20 protein-coding genes are annotated in these 20,888 nt (G+C 52.9%); 15 read left to right on the forward strand and 5 right to left on the reverse strand.

All coding sequences use genetic code 11. The features are described from left to right. Nucleotides 1-207 precede the first annotated feature (207 nt). The 5 genes from EDM60_RS14815 to EDM60_RS14835 all read left to right on the forward strand — a co-directional run bounded on the left by EDM60_RS14815 (nt 208) and on the right by EDM60_RS14835 (nt 5,068). Complete coding sequence (locus EDM60_RS14815) at nt 208-423, forward strand: YezD family protein (RefSeq protein ID WP_063229984.1); 216 nt, start codon at nt 208-210, stop codon at nt 421-423. A gap of 55 nt (nt 424-478) precedes the next feature. Further along, entirely contained in the window at nt 479-760 is a 282-nt protein-coding gene (locus EDM60_RS14820) for a DUF2325 domain-containing protein (protein ID WP_063229985.1), read from the forward strand. 274 nt (nt 761-1,034) lie between these two features. Further along, nucleotides 1,035-2,669 (forward strand): peptide ABC transporter substrate-binding protein, encoded by a 1,635-nt coding sequence (locus tag EDM60_RS14825; RefSeq protein ID WP_122964659.1) that lies wholly within the window; start codon nt 1,035-1,037, stop codon nt 2,667-2,669. 71 nt (nt 2,670-2,740) lie between these two features. Then, nucleotides 2,741-3,634, forward strand: a complete 894-nt coding sequence (locus EDM60_RS14830; protein WP_122964660.1) for a serine hydrolase — start codon at nt 2,741-2,743, stop codon at nt 3,632-3,634. Between the two features lie 3 nt (nt 3,635-3,637). Then, on the forward strand, nt 3,638-5,068 hold the full coding sequence (locus EDM60_RS14835) for a serine hydrolase (RefSeq protein WP_233454185.1): 1,431 nt from the start codon (nt 3,638-3,640) through the stop codon (nt 5,066-5,068). 242 nt (nt 5,069-5,310) lie between these two features. Here EDM60_RS14835 and EDM60_RS14840 read toward each other — a convergent pair whose 3' ends face one another. Further along, entirely contained in the window at nt 5,311-6,495 is a 1,185-nt protein-coding gene (locus tag EDM60_RS14840; RefSeq protein WP_122964661.1) for a NupC/NupG family nucleoside CNT transporter, read from the reverse strand. Between the two features lie 261 nt (nt 6,496-6,756). Here EDM60_RS14840 and EDM60_RS14845 point away from each other — a divergent pair, with 261 nt between their 5' ends. From EDM60_RS14845 to EDM60_RS14890, 9 genes are all read left to right on the forward strand, one after another. Continuing rightward, complete coding sequence (locus EDM60_RS14845; RefSeq protein WP_122964662.1) at nt 6,757-7,515, forward strand: TrmB family transcriptional regulator; 759 nt, start codon at nt 6,757-6,759, stop codon at nt 7,513-7,515. 190 nt (nt 7,516-7,705) lie between these two features. Continuing rightward, nucleotides 7,706-8,167 carry a RidA family protein gene (locus tag EDM60_RS14850; RefSeq protein WP_122964663.1) on the forward strand — a complete coding sequence of 154 codons (462 nt, stop codon included), beginning with the start codon at nt 7,706-7,708 and terminating at the stop codon, nt 8,165-8,167. Nucleotides 8,168-8,204: 37 nt separating this feature from the next. Next, nucleotides 8,205-8,858, forward strand: a complete 654-nt coding sequence (locus EDM60_RS14855; RefSeq protein ID WP_122964664.1) for a helix-turn-helix transcriptional regulator — start codon at nt 8,205-8,207, stop codon at nt 8,856-8,858. Nucleotides 8,859-8,864: 6 nt separating this feature from the next. Then, nucleotides 8,865-9,908: a dipeptidase gene (locus EDM60_RS14860; RefSeq protein WP_122964665.1), complete on the forward strand. Its 1,044-nt coding sequence runs from the start codon at nt 8,865-8,867 to the stop codon at nt 9,906-9,908. 31 nt (nt 9,909-9,939) lie between these two features. Continuing rightward, nucleotides 9,940-12,096, forward strand: a complete 2,157-nt coding sequence (locus EDM60_RS14865) for a CocE/NonD family hydrolase (RefSeq protein ID WP_122964666.1) — start codon at nt 9,940-9,942, stop codon at nt 12,094-12,096. A gap of 284 nt (nt 12,097-12,380) precedes the next feature. Further along, a complete protein-coding gene (locus EDM60_RS14870) occupies nt 12,381-12,860 on the forward strand; it encodes a hypothetical protein (RefSeq protein WP_141254237.1) in 480 nt (159 codons plus the stop codon). A 15-nt stretch (nt 12,861-12,875) separates the two neighbouring features. Next, the gene (locus EDM60_RS14875; protein WP_122964668.1) at nt 12,876-13,382 is read left to right on the forward strand and encodes a hypothetical protein; all 507 of its coding nucleotides are present in this window, start codon (nt 12,876-12,878) and stop codon (nt 13,380-13,382) included. Nucleotides 13,383-13,932: 550 nt separating this feature from the next. Beyond that, a complete protein-coding gene (locus EDM60_RS14885) occupies nt 13,933-15,279 on the forward strand; it encodes an APC family permease (protein WP_122964670.1) in 1,347 nt (448 codons plus the stop codon). Nucleotides 15,280-15,398: 119 nt separating this feature from the next. Continuing rightward, nucleotides 15,399-17,030, forward strand: coding sequence for an amidohydrolase (locus EDM60_RS14890; RefSeq protein WP_122964671.1), 1,632 nt, complete (start codon nt 15,399-15,401; stop codon nt 17,028-17,030). A 92-nt stretch (nt 17,031-17,122) separates the two neighbouring features. Here the strand turns inward: EDM60_RS14890 and EDM60_RS14895 are convergent, their stop codons facing one another. The 4 genes from EDM60_RS14895 to EDM60_RS14910 form a co-directional block, all read right to left on the reverse strand. Further along, complete coding sequence (locus EDM60_RS14895) at nt 17,123-17,683, reverse strand: cupin domain-containing protein (protein ID WP_122964672.1); 561 nt, start codon at nt 17,681-17,683, stop codon at nt 17,123-17,125. 74 nt (nt 17,684-17,757) lie between these two features. After that, nucleotides 17,758-18,267: a GNAT family N-acetyltransferase gene (locus EDM60_RS14900; RefSeq protein ID WP_122964673.1), complete on the reverse strand. Its 510-nt coding sequence runs from the start codon at nt 18,265-18,267 to the stop codon at nt 17,758-17,760. Between the two features lie 284 nt (nt 18,268-18,551). Beyond that, entirely contained in the window at nt 18,552-18,845 is a 294-nt protein-coding gene (locus EDM60_RS14905) for an SAV0927 family protein (protein WP_122964674.1), read from the reverse strand. Between the two features lie 37 nt (nt 18,846-18,882). After that, the gene (locus EDM60_RS14910; protein WP_122964675.1) at nt 18,883-20,241 is read right to left on the reverse strand and encodes an APC family permease; all 1,359 of its coding nucleotides are present in this window, start codon (nt 20,239-20,241) and stop codon (nt 18,883-18,885) included. Nucleotides 20,242-20,583: 342 nt separating this feature from the next. On the opposite strand from EDM60_RS14910, the gene EDM60_RS29435 reads away from it, so the two are divergent. Beyond that, nucleotides 20,584-20,718 carry a hypothetical protein gene (locus tag EDM60_RS29435; RefSeq protein WP_267901881.1) on the forward strand — a complete coding sequence of 45 codons (135 nt, stop codon included), beginning with the start codon at nt 20,584-20,586 and terminating at the stop codon, nt 20,716-20,718. The last annotated feature ends 170 nt before the right edge of the window (nt 20,719-20,888 follow it).

Here is a 20,888-nt window from a genome sequence, read left to right on the forward strand (position 1 = left end):
GCATCGTCGGGAGCCTTTCGCTATATGAACAGGAGGAGGGTAACGCTGCTATCGTTTCAAAAGGACATGACCTCTCGAAAAGTCGGTGTCGTCGCTGCTGGACAACAGAAGGCTTTCGAGAGGTAACATTAGGCTATAAAACATACTAAATAGGTAGGAATAATAAACATTTAGTTTTTCACAACATAACCAGGGAGGCGTGAGCGAATGGCGAAGAAAGAGAATGCCCTGAATGAACAACTGTGGGAGAAAATCGAGCGAGCCTTGGACAGTTTGGAATTTGGTTCCATCCATATCGTGGTTCACGATTCGCAGGTGGTTCAGATCGAGCGGACGGAAAAATACCGACTCCCTGCCAAAAAAGAGAAAGAAGAAGGACAGACAACTCAGAACAGACCGTTGTTGAATCGGACGCACGGCTAGGCGACGGACTGACAAAACAGACGAGAATGGGAGATTAGAGAGGAGGAGCTTTCATATGGCAGGCGTTCTTGTAGTTGGAGGAGATCGGGTAGGAGAAATCGAGAGCTTGTTGCAGGATAAAGGATTTCGGAATGTATATCACGTATCTGGACGAAAAAAGTCGGACGTGAAGGCGACGATTCCTGCCGATACGGAGCTGGTTCTCGTCTTTATCAACTTTGTCAGTCACAGTCTCAGCAAAAATATTAAAAAGCTGGCGAAGCAAAAGCACGTGCCGATCGTTTTTTGCCGGAGATCGTGTGATGCCGTCGCCATGTATCAGCCAGCGATTGGCTAGGCAAAATGAATATTCGTGAGTGAATAGAAGTATTCAACGTTGAATACTTCTTTTTTGCGTGTTCATCAGGCGAAAAAATGGGCAGGCTGATCGTGTGAGCCATCTTTTTGCTGCTGGACAGCTTTATGCAGCATTTTGTCAGGATGAGTCGAAGGCCCATGTATGCAGCAGTGAATAAGCAGGCCGGATCAAGCTTGGCAGAAACAGCTGGCATACAATTTGCAGAATATTTATACAGAAGTTAGAAGCGAATTGAACAAAGATGGGGGTAAGCATGAAACGACCAGTCGTCATTACAAGTCTCTTGGTTTTGCTATCGGGATTGTTCGCAGGTTGCAGCAACAGTGCCAGCACGAATCAACCTGCTGCCGATTCCACGCAACAGTCCCAGCCAACGCCGTCGCAGCCGGCCGCCACCCAAATTTTGCACATGAACGCCTCAGAACCGGAGACGTTGGACTCCGGCATGTCGAATGACGTGATCTCCGGCGCTTTTATCCGCTCGCTGTACGACTCGCTCGTCAGGCTGGACAAGGATGGCAAGCCAGTCAATTCTGTCGCCTCGGACATCAAGCTGTCGGATGACAAAAAAGTGTATACATTCACGTTGCGCGCAAGCAAGTGGAGCAACGGCGATCCGGTGACAGCGAACGACTTTGCCTTCGCCTGGCTGCGCGTGCTCAACCCGAAGACGGCGAGCGGCTCCGCTTACAAATACTATCCGATCAAAAACGCCCGCGCTTTTTTCGAAGGAAAGGCAAAGGCGGAGGACGTAGGCATCAAGGTGCTGGACGAAAAGACATTGCAAGTCACTCTGGAAAATCCGACGCCGTATTTTCTGACGCTCGCCACCTTTTACTATCCGGTCAACCAAAAAGTCGTCGAGGCCAATCCCGACTGGGCGAAAAAGCCGGAAACCATCGTCACGAACGGGCCGTTCAAGCTGGCGAACTGGGAGCATAAAAACAAGATCGAGCTGGCGAAAAACGACCAGTATTGGGACAAGGATGTCGTGAAGCTGGACGAAATCGAGTTTTCCATGATTGAAGATACGAATACAGAGCTGGAGCTGTTCAACAGCGGGGAGCTGGACTGGGCGGGCGGCCCGATCAGCGGATTGCCTGCGGACGCCATCGGACCGTTGCGCGATGAAGGCAAGCTGCAAACGATGGAACGCGCCACCAACTACTACTTGCTGTTCCAGACTGAAAAGCCGCCGTTCACGAACGCCAAGATTCGCAAGGCGTTTGCCTACGCGATCAACCGAAAAGATATTGCCGACAACATCGGCCAGGCCGGACAGACGCCGTTGATGGGCTTTGTGCCGCTCTCCGCCTCGCTGAAACCGGACGGCTACTTCAAGGATAATGACGGGGAGACGGCGAAACAGTTATTGGCAGAAGGCATGCGGGAACTGAACCTCGCCAAGCTGCCGGAGATCACATATTTGTACAACACATCCGACCTCAACAAAAAGATTGCCGAAGCGCTGCAAGCCCAATGGAAGCAGGTGCTCGGCGTGGACGTCAAGCTGCTCAACAAAGAGTTGAAGGTCATGTTCGACGATCAGGAGCACGGCAAATACATGATTTCCCGCACAGGCTGGACAGGCGACTACAACGACTCCGTCAACTTTTTGGAGCTGATGATGGAAAAGTACAGCTCCAACAACTCGACCTTTTGGCACAACGAGCGCTACGTAGAGCTGGTGAAAAAGGCGTACGCCGAGCCGGATGAAGCGAAGCGCAATCAATATTTGGTCGAGGCGGAGAGCATTTTGATGGAAGAAATGCCAGTCACGGGCGTGTACAGCAGCGTCAACTCCTGGGTACAAAATGACAAGGTCAAAGGCATCACGGTGGACCCGCTAGGCTACATCGACTTCAAATGGGGCTACAAAGAGCAATAGGACAGACAGAGATGGCCGACACCCGCATGCATGTGTGTTGGCTGTTTCCATAAAAAGGAGGAGGCATGCTTATGGCTTGGCAACAGGCATTGGATGAAGCGCTCAAGGATGCGCCAGGAGTGTTTGGGGTAGCGGCATTGCACGTGGAGACGAAAGAGGAGGCCGGGCATCTGGATGACGAGCTGTTTCAGCTGGCGAGCGCATTCAAAATCCCGATTCTCGTCACCTTGATGCGCGAAGTCGAAGCGGGACGGGTCGCGCTCGACCAGCGGATCGCCTCGCAAAAAGAAAACCGCGTGCCAGGCTCGGGCATTTTGCAGGAGCTGGACGCAGGCGCAGCCCTGACCGTAAAAGACTTGGCGACCTTGATGACGATTGTCAGCGACAACTACGCGACAGATTTGGTCATCGAGCTGATCGGCGGCATCGACAAGGTAGAGGCCCATATGCATGAGCTGGGGCTGGAACAGATTCATTTGCGGCACACTTGCTGGCAATTGCTCAACCACTGTGTCGGGATGAATGAGCCTGCTCCGTCTGCGGCTGGCTACGACGAATACGAGCGCCGGGAAGAGACAGGCGATTATGAAATCGTTCACGATGTCTCCCTGCCGACGCGGGACAACAACGTGGCTACGCCGCGCGACCTCAACCGCTTGCTTGCGATGATCGCACGAAAAGAAATTTTGACGCCTGCCTCCTGTGAGCTCATGCTGGACATTTTGCGCCGCCAACAGTTCAACAGCCGCCTGCCGTATTTGCTGCCGGAAGGAACGAAGGTCGCACACAAAACCGGAACAGTCAATGCGGTGGTCAATGACGCGGGAATCATTTACTTGCCTGAGGATAAAGGAGCAATCGCGATTACGGTATTGTCGCGGGCTGTGACGGAAAAGCCGGCGGCAGAGCTGGCGATTGCCCGCATCGCACGGGCGATTTACGACCAGGCGCTGGGAGGCAGATGAAAAGTGGACGAACAGATGAAAATGTTTGAGGAGTACGCCAGGCTGCTGCTTGAAGAAGCGCAGGCGCCAGGGGCGGCGATCGGGGTCGCGCGCGGAGGAAAGCTGTTGTACCAAAAGACGTTCGGCTACCGCAACAGGGAGGAACAGCTGCCGCTTTCGCTCGATACCGTGTTTGGCATCGCCTCGATTACGAAGTCGTTTACGTGTGTGGCGATCATGCAGTTGCAAGAGGCAGGCAAACTGTCCGTCCACGATCCGGTCATCCGCTATTTGCCGGAGTTTCGCACGGGCGATGACGAGTTGACCAAGCGAATTACCATCCACCATTTCATGGCGCACACGCCTGGGATGGCGCCGATGCCTTATTTGGACGGAGCGATGAAGCGCAGCATGGAACAAGACCCTGCTATCATCGGGACAGAAGCGGAAGAAGAGCTGAAGACCGTGCCCTATCTGGATACGTATGAAGAAGTATTGCAAGCGATCGCCGGGTTTGAAGGAAAGCCGCTCAGCGAACCGGGAGAAGCGTTCAGCTACAACAACGACGCTTACGGCTTGCTCGGGGCGATCATCGAGCGGACGAGCGGCCAGACTTACGAGCAGTATGTGAAGCAGCACATTTTGCAGCCGCTTGGCATGCAGCGGACGGTTTTTGCCGTGGAGGAGCTTGCGGACAAGGACGACGTGACCGTTTTGTACACGAACAAAAAAGTCGACGGAAACAACGAGGTGATCGCTGCCCCGTACTGGCATGACGCTCCCGCCATGCGCGCCGCAGGCTTTCTCAAATCGACCGTAAACGATTTGCTGCGTTACCTGCAAATTTTTCGCCCGGATGCCGAGGACAATCGTGCGAACATTTTGTCTTCGGACAGTATCCGGCAAATGCTCGCGCCACACGCCCGCTGTGATGGGCACCGCTCTTACGGCTACGGTTTGATGGTATCTCCGGCTTTTCCCGAAGGCTTGATGCTGGAGCACGGTGGTTCGCTCAAAGGGATCAGCTCGCACATTTTTTCCGTTCCGTCGATGGAACTGACTGGAGTGGTGCTGGCCAACCTCGATGGCGTATCTGTCCGCGAACTGGTCGTGGCGCTCTTGAATACGCTTGCGCAAAGACCGCCAGCGGCGCCGCTGTACACGTATGCCCCGTATGAACTGGCAAGCGAGCAGCTGTCCGAGTACATCGGGAACTATCGATCTGCGGAATGGCTGAACACCGTGATCGAGGAGCGGGAAGGGAAGCTGCAACTTTTGGTGGACGGTCTTGCTTATCCGCTCACTCCGGTTGACAAGGACAGCTTCGTTTTCAAAAGGCGGGATTCCACCGTCTGGATCGACTTTTTCCGCGATCGGGAAGGCAAGGTCGTGAGAATGAGCTACGCCTTGCGTCAATTGACGAAAGCTTCCGACAAAGCAGAGGGAGAAAAATAGGCGAGCGAAAGATAGGCATGCCGGGCGGGCTGCCTGTCTTTTTGGCATGTACCCGATACGGTGATGAGCTTGGAGCTGCGTCTGTCCGCCTATCCGCCGCCATTCCGGTACAGCCTGCTTGTCTCACCCGCTGACAGCAAAAAACAGGCATATGCCTGAACGGAACTCCGATTGTTAGATGTGTCTAACTTTTCGAGGTCACTTCGGGGCTGCCTGTTTTTTCGTAGCCAAACAGTGATTACTTACAGAAAAACACCAATGATCGTTGCCGACAACACAGATGCCAGCGTCGAGCCGAGCAAAAGCTTCAAGCCGAACTTGGCTACGAGGTCGCCCTGCTTTTCGTTGAGTGCCCGCACCGATCCGGTGATGATGCCGATAGAGCCGAAGTTGGCGAAGCTGACGAGAAAGACCGAGACGATGCCAACCGTTTTGGGCGACAGGCTGCTGGCGATTTCCTTGAAGTTCAGCATCGCGACGAACTCGTTGGTCACGATTTTGGTCGCCATGATGCTTCCCGCCGAAACGATCTCCGCCTGGGGAACGCCCATCAAAAAAGCAACCGGAGCGAATATGTAGCCGAGAACTTCCTGGAAAGAAATCCGGAAGATGAGCAAGAACAGCTCGTTGACCAGATTCATCAGGGCGATGAAGCCAATCAGCATCGCGCCGACGATGACCGCGATTTTCAGGCCGTCGACAATGCTTTCGCTGATCATCTGGAAGAACGCAGGTTTTTCGGTTTCCTCCACTGGCTCGATCAAATCTTCCTCTTTCGTCAAAGTGTACGGGTTGATAATATTGGCGACAATCAGCGCCGACAAAATGTTGACGACGATGGCGACGACGACGTATTTCGGTTCCAGCATGGTCATGTAGGCGCCGACGATGGCGATGCTCACCGCGCTCATGGCAGAGGTGCACAGCGTATAGAGCCGTTTGCTGGACACGAGGCCGAGCTGCTTTTTCGTCGTCAAAAACACTTCCGATTGTCCGAGAAAAGCCGAGGAAACAGCGATGTAGTTTTCCAGTCGGCCCATGCCGTTCAGCTTGCTGAGGACAAATCCTGTGAAGCGGATCAACAGCGGCAAGATTTTAAAGTGGTTCAAAATCCCGATCAATACCGAGATGAAAATGATCGGGAGCAGCACATCGAGAAAGAACGTGGACATTCCGGCGTTTTCCAGTCCCCCGAAGACGAAGTCGACTCCGCTGATACCGAGCTTCATCAGCGTATCAAACACTTTGGAGATAAACAAAATCAGCTCAATCCCGACGCCGGTATTCAGCAAGAGGAAGGCCAACACCAGCTGGGCGATCATCATGGCGATGATCGGCCGAAGCCGGATCGCTTTGCGATTGTGGCTGAACGCATAGCCCAAGCCTGCTACGAACAAAAATCCTGTGAACAAAAAAACGACATTCATTGCTACTTTCTGCCTCCCATTACTACCTAGTCTCTCATGCTGCCCGAGGTGCATGTCCCTTTCACAAGCGGCGTTCCAAACGCTTTGCAAGAGAAGTGCAACGATTGTGAATTTTAGTTACTACCTATGGAGTAACTTATGGCCTGTTACAGATTACATGGAAGCCAAGCGCCTGTCAATTCAGGGACGATCATTGGATTTGCTTGCTTCTATGCTTTATCATAGGAAATAAATAACCAGATGATACGGGCAGGAGGAAGCATGTTACAAAAATTTGGTTTTTCGCAGTATGAAAGCAAAGTTTTTGAAGCGCTGGTTTCGAGCGAGGAGCCGCTTGACGCCACGAAAATCGTCCGAATTTCCGGCGTGCCCAAGGCGAAAATATACGAAGTGCTGTCGCGCATGATTGAAAAAGGCATGGTGCTCGATTCGGTTTCCGAAAAGAAAAAGCTGTACAGCGCACTGCCTCTTGCGCTTGCGATTGAAAAGCTGACAGCAGAATTTCAGGACAACATCAAGCAATTGAAAATTCAGTCCAGGAAAAAAGCTTACTCCGAGGATCTCGTCTGGAGCCTGAAAGTCGACAGCTCGATTCGGGTGCAGAGCAAGCAACTCATCAAAGAAGCGAAAAGCTCGATCCGCATCTCGGCATGGAAAGACGATCTCGTCGAGTATTTGCCGATCCTGGAGGAAAAGGAAGCAGAGGGCGTGGACGTAGAAGTGCTTGTCGTCGGATCGCTGAAGCCGAACATTGCCAAGGTGCACACCTTGATTCCGGCGGACGAGCATCATACATTGGAGCGGTTTCGCCTGTTGATCATCGACGAGCGCGAAGTGATTTTTGCCTGTGAGGAAAACCAGTCCTGGCAAGCGATCAAGACGATGGCGAAGCCTTTTGTCAAAGTGTTTACGGAATTTTTCTACCACGATCTCGCGCTGGCGAAGATCAGCAGGAAGCACTACGACCTGATGATGAATGACGAAGAGATCAGAAGCATCCTGATGCAACTGCGCTATTGACTGATTTTCACGATACGACGACTTGCGAGCCGGACACGCTTGGAAAAAAGTGTGTCTGGCTGTTTTGTGTGTTTCTCTTTTAAAAAATTAATCAACTTCTAAAAAATTGTTGAAATCAAAGTGGTCAGAATAGTATGGTTAAAGCAGCAACAGGTCTTGCTGACTTTTCATTCATTCAAGGGGTGAGGACATGTCGAGGATCGAACAGCGGTTGAAGGAATTGGGCTACACATTGCCGCCACCGCCACCGCGGATGGCGAATTACGTCTCGTGTGTGCAGACGGGCAATCTGGTGTACACCTCGGGAGCGGGGTGCTACGTGGACGGCAAGCCGCTTTATTTGGGCAGACTGGGAACAGACGTGACGATCGAGCAAGGATATGAAGCCGCGAAAATTACGGCGCTCAATTTGCTCGCCTTGCTCAAATCCGAGCTGGGCGATCTGGACCGGATCACGCGGATCGTCAAGCTGTTTGCGCTGGTGAGTAGCGCTCCGGATTTTTACGAGCAGCCGCAAGTGATTAATGGCGCATCCGATTTTTTCATCGAAGTGTTGGGCGAGGCAGGCCAGCATGCGCGGGCAGCTGCCGGAACTTCTGTGCTTCCTTTCAATAATCCGATAGAGATTGAGCTGATTGTCGAAGTCAGCTGACACAAGCAACACAGCAGAAAGAAACGAGGCTCTGTTCATGACGAGACACATTCATCCGATTTTAGCCAGCTATATTCCTGTCGCGGAAGGCTTGGCGAAGACGTTGGGGCAGCATTGTGAAGTCGTGCTGCACGATTTGACAGACATATCTTCTTCGATCATTGCGATCTACAACGGCCATGTCAGCGGGAGGGAGGTCGGCTCCCCGGTCACCAATCTGGCGCTGCAAGCTTTGCGCACAGCCAAGACGAGCCAGGAGGACTACGATCTCAACTACCGCAACGACACGATCAAGGGAAAGCAGATCAAGTCCAGCTCGCTGTACATCAAGGACGAAACCGGGCAAATTATCGGCAGCCTGTGCCTGAATATGGACTTGACGCACATTGCCATCGCGCAGGCGGCCTTAAACGACATGATGGCGTTCGCGGACAAAGCCGAGGAAGGGCGGGCCGCGGAAAAGTTCGCTCCGACGGTCACCAGTCTGATGGAGCAAATGATCGACGATTGCCTGAAAAAGACCGGAAAACCGATTGCCCTGATGCAAAAGGAAGAGAAGATTCAATTCATCCATTTGCTCGACGAAGTAGGGCTGTTTTTGATCAAGGGAGCCGTGCAGCACGTGGCGGATTTGCTGGATGTCACCAAGTACACGATCTACAACTATTTGGACAAAAAAGACGGGAGATGAGCGGGAATGGCAGATGCGACTTTGCAGCAGGCACGCAGCTTTCACGATGGCGTCCATGTGCTGGACGGACATTTTGACTTGCTGATGGATGTAGAAATTCAGCGCGGCTACGGTCGGACGAAGCTGATCGAGACAGAATACTTGCCGCGGTTTCAGGCAGGCGGGGTGCATTCCGTCGTGGCGGCCGTCTTTGTGGAAGATGCGTTTGTGCCGGAAATGGCGTTGCGCAAAGCGCTCAATCAGGTGAGTGCCTTGCACGCGGAAGTGGCGGAATCTCCGGACTATTTGGTCATCGCCAAAAACGGACAAGACTTGCTCGCGGCAAGGCAGGAAGGAAAAGTTTCGTTTGTCCTCTCCCTGGAGGGCGCCGAACCGCTGTACAACGATCTGAGCATGCTGCGCATTTTTTACGAGCTGGGCGTACGGATGATGGGGCTTACCTGGAGTCGGCGAAATTTTGCCGCAGATGGCAGCTTTTTCGCCCCTGTGCGTGAAGGGAGAAAAGGCGGTCTGACCGACTTTGGCGTTGCCCTGATTGAAGAGGCGGAGCGCTTGGGCGTCCTCATCGACGTCAGCCATTTGAACGACGAAGGATTTTGGGACGTGATCGAAGTGGCCCGCAAGCCGATCATTGCTTCTCATTCCAACTGCCGCAGCCTGGTGCCGACCATGCGCAACCTGACGGACGAACAGATCACGGCGATTGCCGAAAAGGGCGGGTTGATCGGCTTGAATGCGTTCAGCATGTTTACGGCAAACAGCGGAGCCGAAGCGACGCTTGAGCGGCTGATCGACCACGTCGACCATATGAAGAAGCTCGTCGGCAGCAAGCATATCGGCATCGGACTTGACCTGTGCGACGATTTGACCAAGTACATTCCGCTCGACCGCATCGCGAAAACGACAGAGATGCCTTTTGACGTCGTAAAAGGCCATGCGTCGATTCCGCTGATTACGCGCGAGCTGATGATTAGGGGCTACAAGGACGAAGAGATTGAGGACATTCTCGGCAAAAACTATTTGCGCGTCTATCAGGAAGTGTGGAGATAAATTCCATTTTGTAGAAAAGAGGAGAGCTACGATGGAGAACAAGCAGCCGTCTGGACAAGTTTTTGGCTATTATCAATCAGGTGTTCACATCGCCGATTTGCTTTTGGGAAAAGAGCGAGTGTGGCATCGGCCTACAGATTGGGAGTCGGAAGAAAAGTCAGAGAGAAGCTTCGAACTGCTCGCCGAAGACAAAGCGGTCTACGAGCTGCCTGTGTACGAGCTGAGCCGCAGGCTTGGCGAGTGGAATGCGCTCGACTGGTCGGCTGTCGAGGAGATGCATCCGCCTGGTGGCGGCTGCTACCAGCGGCATGAGCGAGTCGAAGGGACGCTCTCTGGCGAGCAGGAGCACAAGCAGGCGTGGGTGTGGGCGCTGCGCGGCGGAGCGATGCCGATCGACCTGATCGTGTGCGACAACGAGGTCATCGCATTCGTCTTGACGGGCAGGGGAGACAGTGTGGTACTCGTGCAGGAAGGCTGGGAAAGCATGACGCCGCTTGTGCTGTGGCAAGATGCGCAGCTTTCTGCCGCGCGCTACGGCGTCAAGCATCTGGGCAGGCACGACGTAGCCATGCGCGATGGCATCAAGCTGGCGACAGAAGTGTGGATTCCAGCCGGATTGCAGCCGGACGAACGGGTGCCGACCATTTTGCTGCGGACGCCATACGGACGGATGGACGCGATTTTTCGCCGTCTGCCATTCGTCGCGCGCGGCTACGCATTGGTCGTACAGGACACGCGAGGGCGGGAAGACTCCGAGGGCGAATGGATTCCGCTGGTGCATGAGCGCGAAGACGGAGACGACACGCTCAACTGGATCGCGGAGCAGCCATGGTCGGACGGGGCAGTCGGCATGCTCGGAGGTTCGTACGTAGGCTACGTGCAATGGGCGGCAGCAGCGAGCGGCAACCCGCACTTGAAGGCGATTTTCAGCTACGTAACCGTCGGCACGCCGTACATCGACATTCCGCGAAAAGGCGGGACGATTCTCACGGGGCTATCGTGGATTTTCATGATGGCCGAAAAGCGCCGAAATGTCGCTGCCCTCAGCCGGGATGACTGGAGCGAAGTGCTGAAAGTCCGCCCGATCAAGGAAATTCCGCAAAAAGTGCTCGGGAAAGAAATCCCGTTCTGGACAAAATGGATGGAGCATCCCGATGGCGACGATTTTTGGGCGCGTTCCGACTGGAAGCAGTTTGCCGATCAAGTAAAAGTGCCTGCGTTTCTCGTATCCGGCTGGTACGACGACAACGGAATGGGCACAAGCGAGGCGTGGGAGGTCGTGTCCCAGAACATGCCAGAGCACACCCGGATGATTCTCGGCCCGTGGTACCACAAAGCCAATACGACGCGCGAGATTCATCACGTGCCATTTGGAAACAACGCGATTCGCTACGATTTGGACGTGACGCAGCTGCGCTGGTTTGACCGCTATTTGAAAGGCATCGAAAACGGCGTGGAACACGAGCCGCGCGTCCAGTATTACATGGTCGGCGAAAACGAATGGAAGACGTCCTCGGCGTGGCCGCCAGCAGAGGCGCAGCAAACGGCGTTTTATTTGAGCAGCCATGGACAGGCGAATACGAGTGCGGGAGATGGTGCCCTGACGCTTGCGACTCCCGGCGAGCAGCCAGCGGATACGTACTTGTTCGATCCGCTAGATGCCGCGCCGTACTTGCTTGATTTGTCCGAGAACGAAAACTGCGTGCCGGAAAACTACGCCGAGGTAGAGAAACGTCAAGACGTGCTTGTCTACACATCGGAGCCTTTGCAGGAAGCGGTCGCCATTGCCGGGGAAATCTCTGCCGTCCTGTACGCAGCCAGCTCGGCCCGCGATACGGATTGGCTCGTGCGACTGAGCGACGTGGACGAAGCGGGCAACTCGATTCGCCTGTCGGATGGAATCATTTGCGCCCGCTACCGCCATTCGTTTTCCGAACCGCAGCTGCTCGAACCGGGGCAGATCGAACGCTACGAAATCCGCATGGGCAAAATCGCCAACATTTTTCAAAAGGGCCACAGAATCCGGGTCGCGGTCACATCCGGTGCGGAAAACTTCTCGTTCCCGAATCCAAACACGGGAGGGAACCTGGCGACGGAAACCGAGACGGTGGTCGCCACGCAGCACATTTACCATGATGAACGGCATCCGAGCCACATTCGTCTGCCTTTGCTGCCTGTGAATCAATAAAGGCTCGCGTGGGATTCAAGCAAAACTAGCACAAGCACATCCAGAAGACAGCGGCTGCCAAATTCGTTTGGCAGTCTTTTTTTGTGAACAACGGCTCGACGTTTTCCATGAAATGGGATGTGACCGCTTGCGCTCAACAAAACGCTCGGTTCGACTGGGGATTCGGAAAACTTGTGGCTAATCAAGGATATAAACGGTTATGTACACAGCTTTGGTGTGCAGACCAATAGATGAAGCTATTTTCCCGCCTATATATGTGGGGTGATTTCGCTTGAGATAGAAAAGTGAATGAATTACCAATATTTGACAATCTAGCGCATTTGTGTAATGATATTGCTTATTACGGAGGTGATTTTGTTGTGAGGAAAATAAGTGGATTTGTTTTTTTGTTCACAATTGCAAGCGGATTGGTTGTTGGTGGCGGAACTACTTTTGCTAGACCAGACTATGTTTGGGGGTTTGAGGATTACTACTCATACGCGGTTGACCAGAAAGCCGAACCGGGAAATGTGTTTCTAAGCGGTTACACAAAAGGCGAGGGGCCAGATTTAAAAGGCGTAAGCACGACTTCCAAATTTTATAAAAACGGAACATTTATTACCGATAAGACTAAAAAAGATTCCTCCGGCGAAGGTGCATGGGCACAAACATCGTACTATACAGGGCCAGGTACAAAGGAAGCTGAAGTGAAAACAGTTCACAAGGCATACACGCTGGATAATTCCTATATATCCAAGACGACTGGCAAGGTTTGGAAAAAATAAAGGTGGGGTAATCATATGCTGAAGAAATTAATACCTGTATGCGTTGGGCTCGCTGTCATGGCTGTTGTTGGCCAGAGTGTGTTAGCTGACAAAGAAGTTCAGCAGTTGACTGATTCATCGCAAAAGTATCAAAGCATGACGTTAGAGAAGCTGGGCGTACAATTGAACAATAATACGTTCAAGGGAGGAAGTGCTTCTGAGCTTCCCGTACTGGATACAGTAAAAGATGCTCAGGGGAATGAGTGGACCTATGTCTCGTATCTGCACAGCAATTTGATTGAAGAGCAGTTAGAAGAAAAATACTCTAAAAAAGTAGCGACGTCATTTATTGATGTTCAGGAAAAAATCTTGGATCCCATTATTCAAGTAGGAGATACAATACCCGTACTCTTGCTTAACGAGGACCTTACACTTGGAAAAATGGCATATTTGCAAGAAGAAGGAGAAGGAAAGCTAATTCTTGCTGAATTTAAATTGGACGAGGACAATCAAGAATGGATTGTCACGAAAAGAGCAAAGTGATTCGTTTCTCGTATCGACTGTGTCGTGTTAGCTAAGAAAACATCCTCTCTGGAAAATGAAGTGCGCCCCTACCTTTCACTCGTGAGAATAACTTCTGAATGTGTGCCTCTTTTTCATCATAAAAATACACCTTAGGGTTCAGCGGATCTATCAATAAAGGCCCGGATGGCTTTTCAAGCAAAAGCTGCACAAACAAAACGAGTGACAATAGTTTCATACAAAACGTGCACAAGTAAGTTACAGAAGACAGCGGCTGCCAAATGGCTTGGCAGTCTTTTTTGTGTCCGAAAAACGCCGCGATATTTTTCCGGAAAAGCAAATGCCACCACCTTTCTTCCCAAACAGCGCGGAAAATGCTTACGCCCGTTCGTCAGTAAGTATGCAAAAATGGATAGCCGATGCACCATTGCATACATTTCGGCGGCAGCAGAATTAGACCTGGCAGTAAAATAAACGGAATTTGCTAAATTATCTGACTTGGTACAAAATATGCAGAGGACAACTTCTTGAACAAGAGAGTAGCTAAACAAAAGAACTGGGGGATTGATCAATGGAGCATCCGTCTGCACCAACGCTGAAGCGCTCGCTAACTCTTAGGCACATCGTCTTTTTCGGGCTTGCTTTTATGGCTCCGCAAACGTTTTTCTCGACGTATGGTGTCGCCGTACATAGTACGAACGGAATGATGCCCACGGCTTACGCCATCGCCATGATTGTCATGCTGTTTACCGCGTACAGCTACGCGCAGCTGGTCAAAGCGTTCCCGAATGCGGGGGCGGCCTACACGTTTACCCAGAAGACACTTAGTCCGCACGTCGGTTTTATTGTCGGCTGGACGATCATTATCGACTACATGTTCAGCCCGATGATCAGTTCCTTGCTCATCGGCATCTCGCTGTCGGCCTTTTTCCCTTCGATTCCGATGTTCGTCTGGATTGTGTCCTTTATCGCCATCATTACGGCGGTCAACATTCTCGGCATCAAGCTGGCAGCGCAATTCAACACGTACATGCTTCTGCTGCAACTGCTTGTTTTTCTGCTCTTTTTCATTTTGGCGATCTACGGCTTGCAGAGTGGCAAAGGAGAAGGGACGCTGTTTTCGACCGTGCCTTTTTACGATGCCCAAATCAGCATCCCGACGCTGTTGTCCGTCGTTCCGCTGCTCTGTTTCAGCTTCCTTGGCTTCGATGCGGTGACGACGTTGTCGGAGGAGACGAAAGACGCGACGAAAAGCTTGCCGAAAGCGATTTATTTGATCACGCTGATCGGCGGACTGTTGTTTATTGCCGGGTCTTATTTTTCCCAACTCATTTATCCGCAGTTTCAGTCTTTTCAAAACCCCGACTCCGCCTATCTGGAAATCGCGATGGACATTGGCGGGACAGTGTTCACCGGCATCGTGATCGCAGTCGGTTTGACAGCCGGATTCGCGTCGGCGGTAGCGTCCGGGACGAGCGCCTCGCGCATTTTATACGCGATGGGCAGGGAAAATGTGCTGCCGAAAAAAGTGTTTGGCTATTTGTCGCCCAAGTATCGGACCCCTGTCTTCAATATTGCCATCATTGGTCTAGTCGCGTTGAGTGCGCTGTTTCTCGATTTGCTGACCGCTGTGTCGTTTATTAATTTTGGAGCGCTGTTTGCCTTTTTCTTCGTCAATCTGGCGGTCGTTGCCCATTATTACATCCGCGAGAAACAGCGGTCGTTCAAAGGGACGATTTTGTACCTGATTCTACCTTTGATCGGCGCTGCGCTCATCGGCCTGTTTTTCATCAAGCTCGACAAGCATTCCCTGTTGTTGGGCGGCAGTTGGCTCCTGCTTGGCTTTATTTATCTCGTTGGACTGACGAAAATGTTCAGACAGCCGCCGCCGATGCTGACGGTAGACGAAGTGCACTAATGGGGCGAAATCGAGCATTCCAGCAGGGAGGAAAGGGTGATGCGAGATGGGCTAACAGCGGTCATTGCTGAAGGCAACTTAACTCGTTTCCAGCGAAAAATGAGAGGATGAGACAAACAATGGGAAAACAAATAGCGGATTTGATCGTATCAAGCAACGCCGTTTTTACCGGGCTTTCCGAGAAGCCGGAGCCAGCGGCGATTGCGATTGCCAACAACAAAATCATCGCGGTCGGCACAAAAGAAGAGATCAGCGCTTATGCCGGGGAAGAGACGAAAGTGTATTCGTTTGTCGACCAGCTGATCATGCCGGGATTCCACGATTTTCACCTGCACATCATGCACGGGGCAGTGGCGATGGAATGCGTCAACTTGTTTTCCGCCCGATCGCAAAGAGAGGCGCTGGAGATGATCCGCGAGTTTGCCCAGGCAAAACCGGATGAGCCGTGGGTCATTGGCAACGTCTGGGATGCGGCTTATTGGGACACGCAGCAATTGCCGAATCGCTACGCGCTGGATCAGGCTGTGCCGGATCGGCCAGCGCTCATGTTTCACGCGGAAGGGCATTACGCCTGGGTCAACTCCAAAGCGCTGGAACTGGCCGGAATCGACAGGGATACGGAAGACCCTGCTTTCGGGATCATCGGCAAAGACGAGGAGGGGGAGCCGAACGGCCTTTTGTATGAAAAGGCGATGGGAGCCGTCGTCCAGCACGCGTATCACTTTTCCCGCGAAAAAAGGCGCGAACTGTTCCGCAACTTCCTCGCGTATGCGGCGAGCTTGGGCGTCACGGCGGTTCACGACCTGTTTGCGACGGAATCGATGGCGATCTTGACGGACTATGACGTATTCCGCGAGTTTGAGGCGGCAGATGAGCTGACGATGCGGATTCATCTCTGGCCTGCCCTGGATGGCGACCTGGAGCGAGTCAAACAGCTTCGCGAGACGTACCAGTCAGACATGCTGCGGGTATCGGGGCTGAAACAGTTTATCGATGGCGTCATTACAGCGCGCACAGCGTATTTGCTTGAGCCGTATGCCGATCAGCCCGACACGCGGGGCGAGACGTCATTCCCGCCGGAGACGATCAAACAATGGGTGGTGGATGCCGACAAGGAGGGCTTCGCGATTCGCTTCCACGCCATCGGAGACGGAGCGATCCGGCTTGCCTTTGACGCCTACGAAGCAGCGCAAAAAGCAAACGGCAAGCGCGATGCCCGCCACTCGATCGAGCATGTGGAGGTCATCCACCCGGATGATATTCCCCGGTTCCGGGAGCTGGATGTCACCGCTTCGATGCAGCCCGACCATTTTGCCATGTCCGAACGCGGCGTCTATACCGACCGGATCGGGGCGGAGCGGGAGAAGCATGTCTTCTCGATCAACACGCTGCAAAAGGCCGGGGCGAGGCTGGCGTTCGGGACAGACTTCCCGATCGATCTGCTGAATCCGTTGCTCCAGGTGTACCGGGCTGTCACCAGGATCGACAGCGGCGGCGCAGATGTCTGGCATCCGCACGAGCGAATTACGCTGGCCGAGGCACTGCGGGCGTACACAGCCGGGTCTGCTTACGGCTCGTTCCGGGAACAGGAGCTGGGCACGCTGGAGGCGGGCAAGCTGGCAGACATCGTCGTGCTTGCGCGCAATCTTTTCGCGGTGCCAGTCGAGGAAATCCCGGATACGAAAGCAGTGCTGACAATCGTGGATGGAAAAGTGGTTTTTGAGCATACGCAAGCACTCGTCGAAAGCTGAGCAATTGAGCATTTGCCATGAAAAAATCCCGACTCCTGCACGCAGGGTCAGTCGGGATTTTTGCTTTTTTTTGCTTGAAGTCAAATGGCTCATCAGGAGTGATGCCGTTCTTCTGCCATGGCAGCCGCCTTTGTTCGGTGGACCGTTCCGTGCGGATGGTGGGGCGGCGCGTAGATCGAGTACAGCTTCAGCGGCTCGTTTCCGGTGTTGATGATGTTGTGCCACGTGCCTGCGGGAACCATCACGGCGTAATCGTCATTGAGTCTTGCCTGGTAGTCTAGCCGGTCTTTTCTCGCTCCCATTTGCACAAGCCCGTGTCCGTCCTCAATGCGGAAGAACTGATCGGTGTCCGGATGTATTTCCAAACCGATGTCTCCACCTACCGGAATGCTCATCAAGGTGACTTGCAAATGCTTCCCCGTCCACAAGGCGGTGCGGTAATAGTTGTTTTGCTTTGTCGCTTCATCGATATTGATCGCCAGCGGGTGGGGGCCGTAATCTTTCAGCTCGACCCGATTCCAGCTGCTCTCCCAGTTGCTGTACCAAGGATAATAGGCTGGATACCAGTGGTGTCCCCAAGACGTTTGGTCCCAGTCCCAGTTCACAGGCGTGACAGGGGGATGCCATGGATAACCATAGTGCGACGGATACATTGAATTGCTCCTCTCTCCAGTTGCTGTCCCTATTACCGTATGCAGTTGCCTATGAAGGCGAAAGCCCAAATTCGCTAAGCGCGGGGTTCCACGCTCTTTTGCCATTTGTGATGTCCGTCTGTTGTCCCGAGCAGGTGGAAGCCGTTGCGCTGATAAAACTGGTTCAGCTGCGGATTGTCCGCTACGCAATCCAGTCTCAGGTTCTTCTGCTCGTTTGCTGCATGCTGCGTGATCCAGGTCAACAGATCGGCTCCGAGTCCTTTTCGCATCGTAGCAGGACGCAGGGCGAGCCTGTGAAGATAGAGGCTGTTTTCGGAAGCATCTTCTCCCCAAATATGGCGGTCCCATTCCGTTTGGCTGGCTGCGACGGTAAAGGTGCCGATCAGCTCCGGCCCTTTCCGTACGAGATACGTGTGCTGATCCACAATCGCTTGTGCAATCTCCTCGTCGTCTCCGCCTTCCAAAAGAAACGCCCATTGCCTGATCCCTGACTCTTTCAGCCATTGCGCGACCTGCTTCAGCAGACTGATGACAGCCAGCGTATCGTGTGGCGTAGCAAGCTGGATGTGCCAATCGTGGGACATGGTTGTTATCCTCCTTGTTAGCCGTTTGAGAATAAGCGGGCTGTTTGTTATTTTACTGGCTGCGCATGCATTTTCCTGCCGCCATGCGAAAAGGTTCCGATTTTCCGGATACCTGCTACTGTGAAAGCGGTCGATACGGTTTCCTTTCCGGGAACGGCAAGCAGCTTGTGCGGAGACGGAAAAGGTTGTTTGTTCGCCGATCATGACGATCAAGGATCGCCGGGCGTCACAGCGCAAAAAAGCCGATGCCGCAAACAGGCACCAGCTCGTGAAAGTTTCTTTCATTAATCGAGATCGTCGTGTTTGAACAAGGAAGAGAGCGCTTTCGCAAGGAAACTGGAAACGACCTCTTCGTCTTCTGCATGCACAGCCAACGAATGAACCCAGTTGTGATCGTGGCCGACATCGTCGGAGCACAGCAAGGCGGCGCGCATGTTTTGCAGCGACATGACGATACTTTTTCCATCGAAATGCCGGGAGTAGAAAAAGGCGAAATCATAGCGGCGCTGCTCGGTGGCAAAAGTGACGAAGCGGGACAGCAAATTTTCCGATTGATCGTACGAATATTCAAACTTCATTGTCGACTCACTCCTGTGCTTGATTTGGGGCCGAGCTTTAAATGGCTTCCTCGAAGTCGATGACCGGAGGCTTTTTGGTGAAAAATTTGGTGCTGAACAGCAAGTAGCTGATGCCGACCAACGACCAGGTGAGTCCAAGGGTCAGCGCGTGGCTGTCCAGGTTGTACCAGAGAAAAGCGACAAAGCTGGTGCCGATCAACGGCGAAAGCAGGTAGTGAACGACATCGCGCACAGAACGCTGTTGATTGCGAATATAGTAATGGGCGATCACAGAGGCGTTAACGGCAGTAAAAGCGGTCAATGCGCCAAAATTAATGAAGGCAAGCGCCGTTTCCAGGTCGAGAAACAAAGCGGCCAGGGAGATGGCTCCGACAAAAAAGACGTTGCGCGCCGGAATGCCTTTGACAGGGTGCAGGTGGCCGAACAGCTTTTTCGGCAGGACGTTTTCTCTGCCCATCACGTACAGCAGGCGGGAAGCGCTCGTATGGGAAGCGATCCCGGAAGCAAGCGCAGCGGTTATGCTGCCCGCTACGAAGATTGCGTAAAACAGATCTTGTCCGAGAATCATCGACATTTCGGGTGAAGGCGACTCAGGATTTTGGAAATGGTCCACCGCCGGAAAAGCAAGCTGAGTGAAGTAGGAAGTCGTGATGAAGATGACGCCCCCGATCAACGCTACGAGAAAAATGCCGCGCGGGATCGTTTTCAGCGGGTCAACCGCTTCTTCCGTATACGTGGTGACGGCATCGAAGCCGAGAAACGAAAAGCAGAGAATCGCAGCCCCGGTGAGCAGCGTCGGCAGCGAGATCGCTTCCCCGTAAAAAGGCTGGGCTGTAAAAGCAGGCGCACCGTTGGCGGCAGAAGCAATGTGCGAAATGCTCAGGCAGACGAAGACGACGACAACGATGACCTGAAACACGACCAGCAATGTATTGAAGTTGGCCGTAGACTGAATACCGCGAAAATTGATGTAAGTAGTGACCGCAGCCAGGAGGATGCCCAATATCCAGCCCGGAACCATCGGAAAGGCGGCAGACAAGTAAATTTTGCCGAGGAGTACATTAATGACAGGCAGAAATACGTAGTCGAGGAGTGATACCCAGCCGACGAGAAAGCCGATGTGCGGGTTAATCGCCTGACGGGCGTAAGAGTAGGCAGACCCGGCGACGGGAAATACCCGCACCATTTTCCCGTAGCTGGATGCGGTAAACAGCATGGCAGCCAGCGCCAAAATATAGGCAGTCGGAACATGCCCGCCTGTTTCCTGGCTGACGATGCCGTACGTATCAAAAACGGTCAGAGGCGTTAAATAGCCCAGTCCCAAAACGATAACCTGCCACAGCTTCAAGCTTCTTTTTAACGTGGGTGCAGTTGAATGATTCAGGCTTTTTTCCATGACCAATCCCCTTTGTTTGTAAAATGAAAGCGGTTAACATTTCGCGGTCAGCTTCTATTCGATCCAAACCCCCGGCCGCCCGGCTGCGGAGTCTGGTCGCATCGTTTTTCCTCATGCCGTTTGCCCCCCTTGCTTTCCCAAACTGTGGTGTACATGATGCGACTATTTCTCTCAGCCATGTAAGCAAGTGATATGCCAAACGCGAAAGGGCGCCATCTATTGCGCTTTTTGCTGCGGGAGGGGACAGCATGCGCGTTCCTATTCATGCAAAAATTCATGGATTACCCCAAAATGCATACAAAACGGTCGCGCTTGCTTCTGCTCTCTTTGGGAGACAAGCGTGTGGAAAGTAAGTGGATTCCGTTGGTGTGGATGGATGGCGGAATAACGCAGATGTTTATCGGCTCTGCTATCACGCGCAGCATGATGACGCTGTCGGACTGGAATGAAGCCACAGTCGACCAGGATGCTGCGTGAAAAGACGGAAACGAGCTTCCGCAAGGCGGACGAAACAGCGGAGCAATACAAGATAGGAGACGGGAAGGCTGTGTATGCGGCAGCGGTCAAACTAAACAAAAATCAAAGGCGTTGCTCACCAGAGCAGCGCCCTTTTCATGACCAGTCCATGCAAAAACGATGATTCAAAA

Source organism: Brevibacillus parabrevis (assembly GCF_003710905.1).
Lineage (GTDB): Bacteria > Bacillota > Bacilli > Brevibacillales > Brevibacillaceae > Brevibacillus > Brevibacillus parabrevis.

What these genes read in the sequence shown, in the direction of transcription:
- EDM60_RS14815 (WP_063229984.1), top strand. Translation starts at nt 208, where the DNA reads ATGGCGAAGAAAGAGAATGCCCTGAATGAACAACTGTGGGAGAAAATC.
- EDM60_RS14820 (WP_063229985.1), top strand. Translation starts at nt 479, where the DNA reads ATGGCAGGCGTTCTTGTAGTTGGAGGAGATCGGGTAGGAGAAATCGAG.
- EDM60_RS14825 (WP_122964659.1), top strand. Translation starts at nt 1,035, where the DNA reads ATGAAACGACCAGTCGTCATTACAAGTCTCTTGGTTTTGCTATCGGGA.
- EDM60_RS14830 (WP_122964660.1), top strand. Translation starts at nt 2,741, where the DNA reads ATGGCTTGGCAACAGGCATTGGATGAAGCGCTCAAGGATGCGCCAGGA.
- EDM60_RS14840 (WP_122964661.1), bottom strand. Translation starts at nt 6,495, where the DNA reads ATGAATGTCGTTTTTTTGTTCACAGGATTTTTGTTCGTAGCAGGCTTG.
- EDM60_RS14845 (WP_122964662.1), top strand. Translation starts at nt 6,757, where the DNA reads ATGTTACAAAAATTTGGTTTTTCGCAGTATGAAAGCAAAGTTTTTGAA.
- EDM60_RS14850 (WP_122964663.1), top strand. Translation starts at nt 7,706, where the DNA reads ATGTCGAGGATCGAACAGCGGTTGAAGGAATTGGGCTACACATTGCCG.
- EDM60_RS14855 (WP_122964664.1), top strand. Translation starts at nt 8,205, where the DNA reads ATGACGAGACACATTCATCCGATTTTAGCCAGCTATATTCCTGTCGCG.
- EDM60_RS14860 (WP_122964665.1), top strand. Translation starts at nt 8,865, where the DNA reads ATGGCAGATGCGACTTTGCAGCAGGCACGCAGCTTTCACGATGGCGTC.
- EDM60_RS14865 (WP_122964666.1), top strand. Translation starts at nt 9,940, where the DNA reads ATGGAGAACAAGCAGCCGTCTGGACAAGTTTTTGGCTATTATCAATCA.
- EDM60_RS14875 (WP_122964668.1), top strand. Translation starts at nt 12,876, where the DNA reads ATGCTGAAGAAATTAATACCTGTATGCGTTGGGCTCGCTGTCATGGCT.
- EDM60_RS14885 (WP_122964670.1), top strand. Translation starts at nt 13,933, where the DNA reads ATGGAGCATCCGTCTGCACCAACGCTGAAGCGCTCGCTAACTCTTAGG.
- EDM60_RS14890 (WP_122964671.1), top strand. Translation starts at nt 15,399, where the DNA reads ATGGGAAAACAAATAGCGGATTTGATCGTATCAAGCAACGCCGTTTTT.
- EDM60_RS14895 (WP_122964672.1), bottom strand. Translation starts at nt 17,683, where the DNA reads ATGTATCCGTCGCACTATGGTTATCCATGGCATCCCCCTGTCACGCCT.
- EDM60_RS14900 (WP_122964673.1), bottom strand. Translation starts at nt 18,267, where the DNA reads ATGTCCCACGATTGGCACATCCAGCTTGCTACGCCACACGATACGCTG.
- EDM60_RS14905 (WP_122964674.1), bottom strand. Translation starts at nt 18,845, where the DNA reads ATGAAGTTTGAATATTCGTACGATCAATCGGAAAATTTGCTGTCCCGC.
- EDM60_RS14910 (WP_122964675.1), bottom strand. Translation starts at nt 20,241, where the DNA reads ATGGAAAAAAGCCTGAATCATTCAACTGCACCCACGTTAAAAAGAAGC.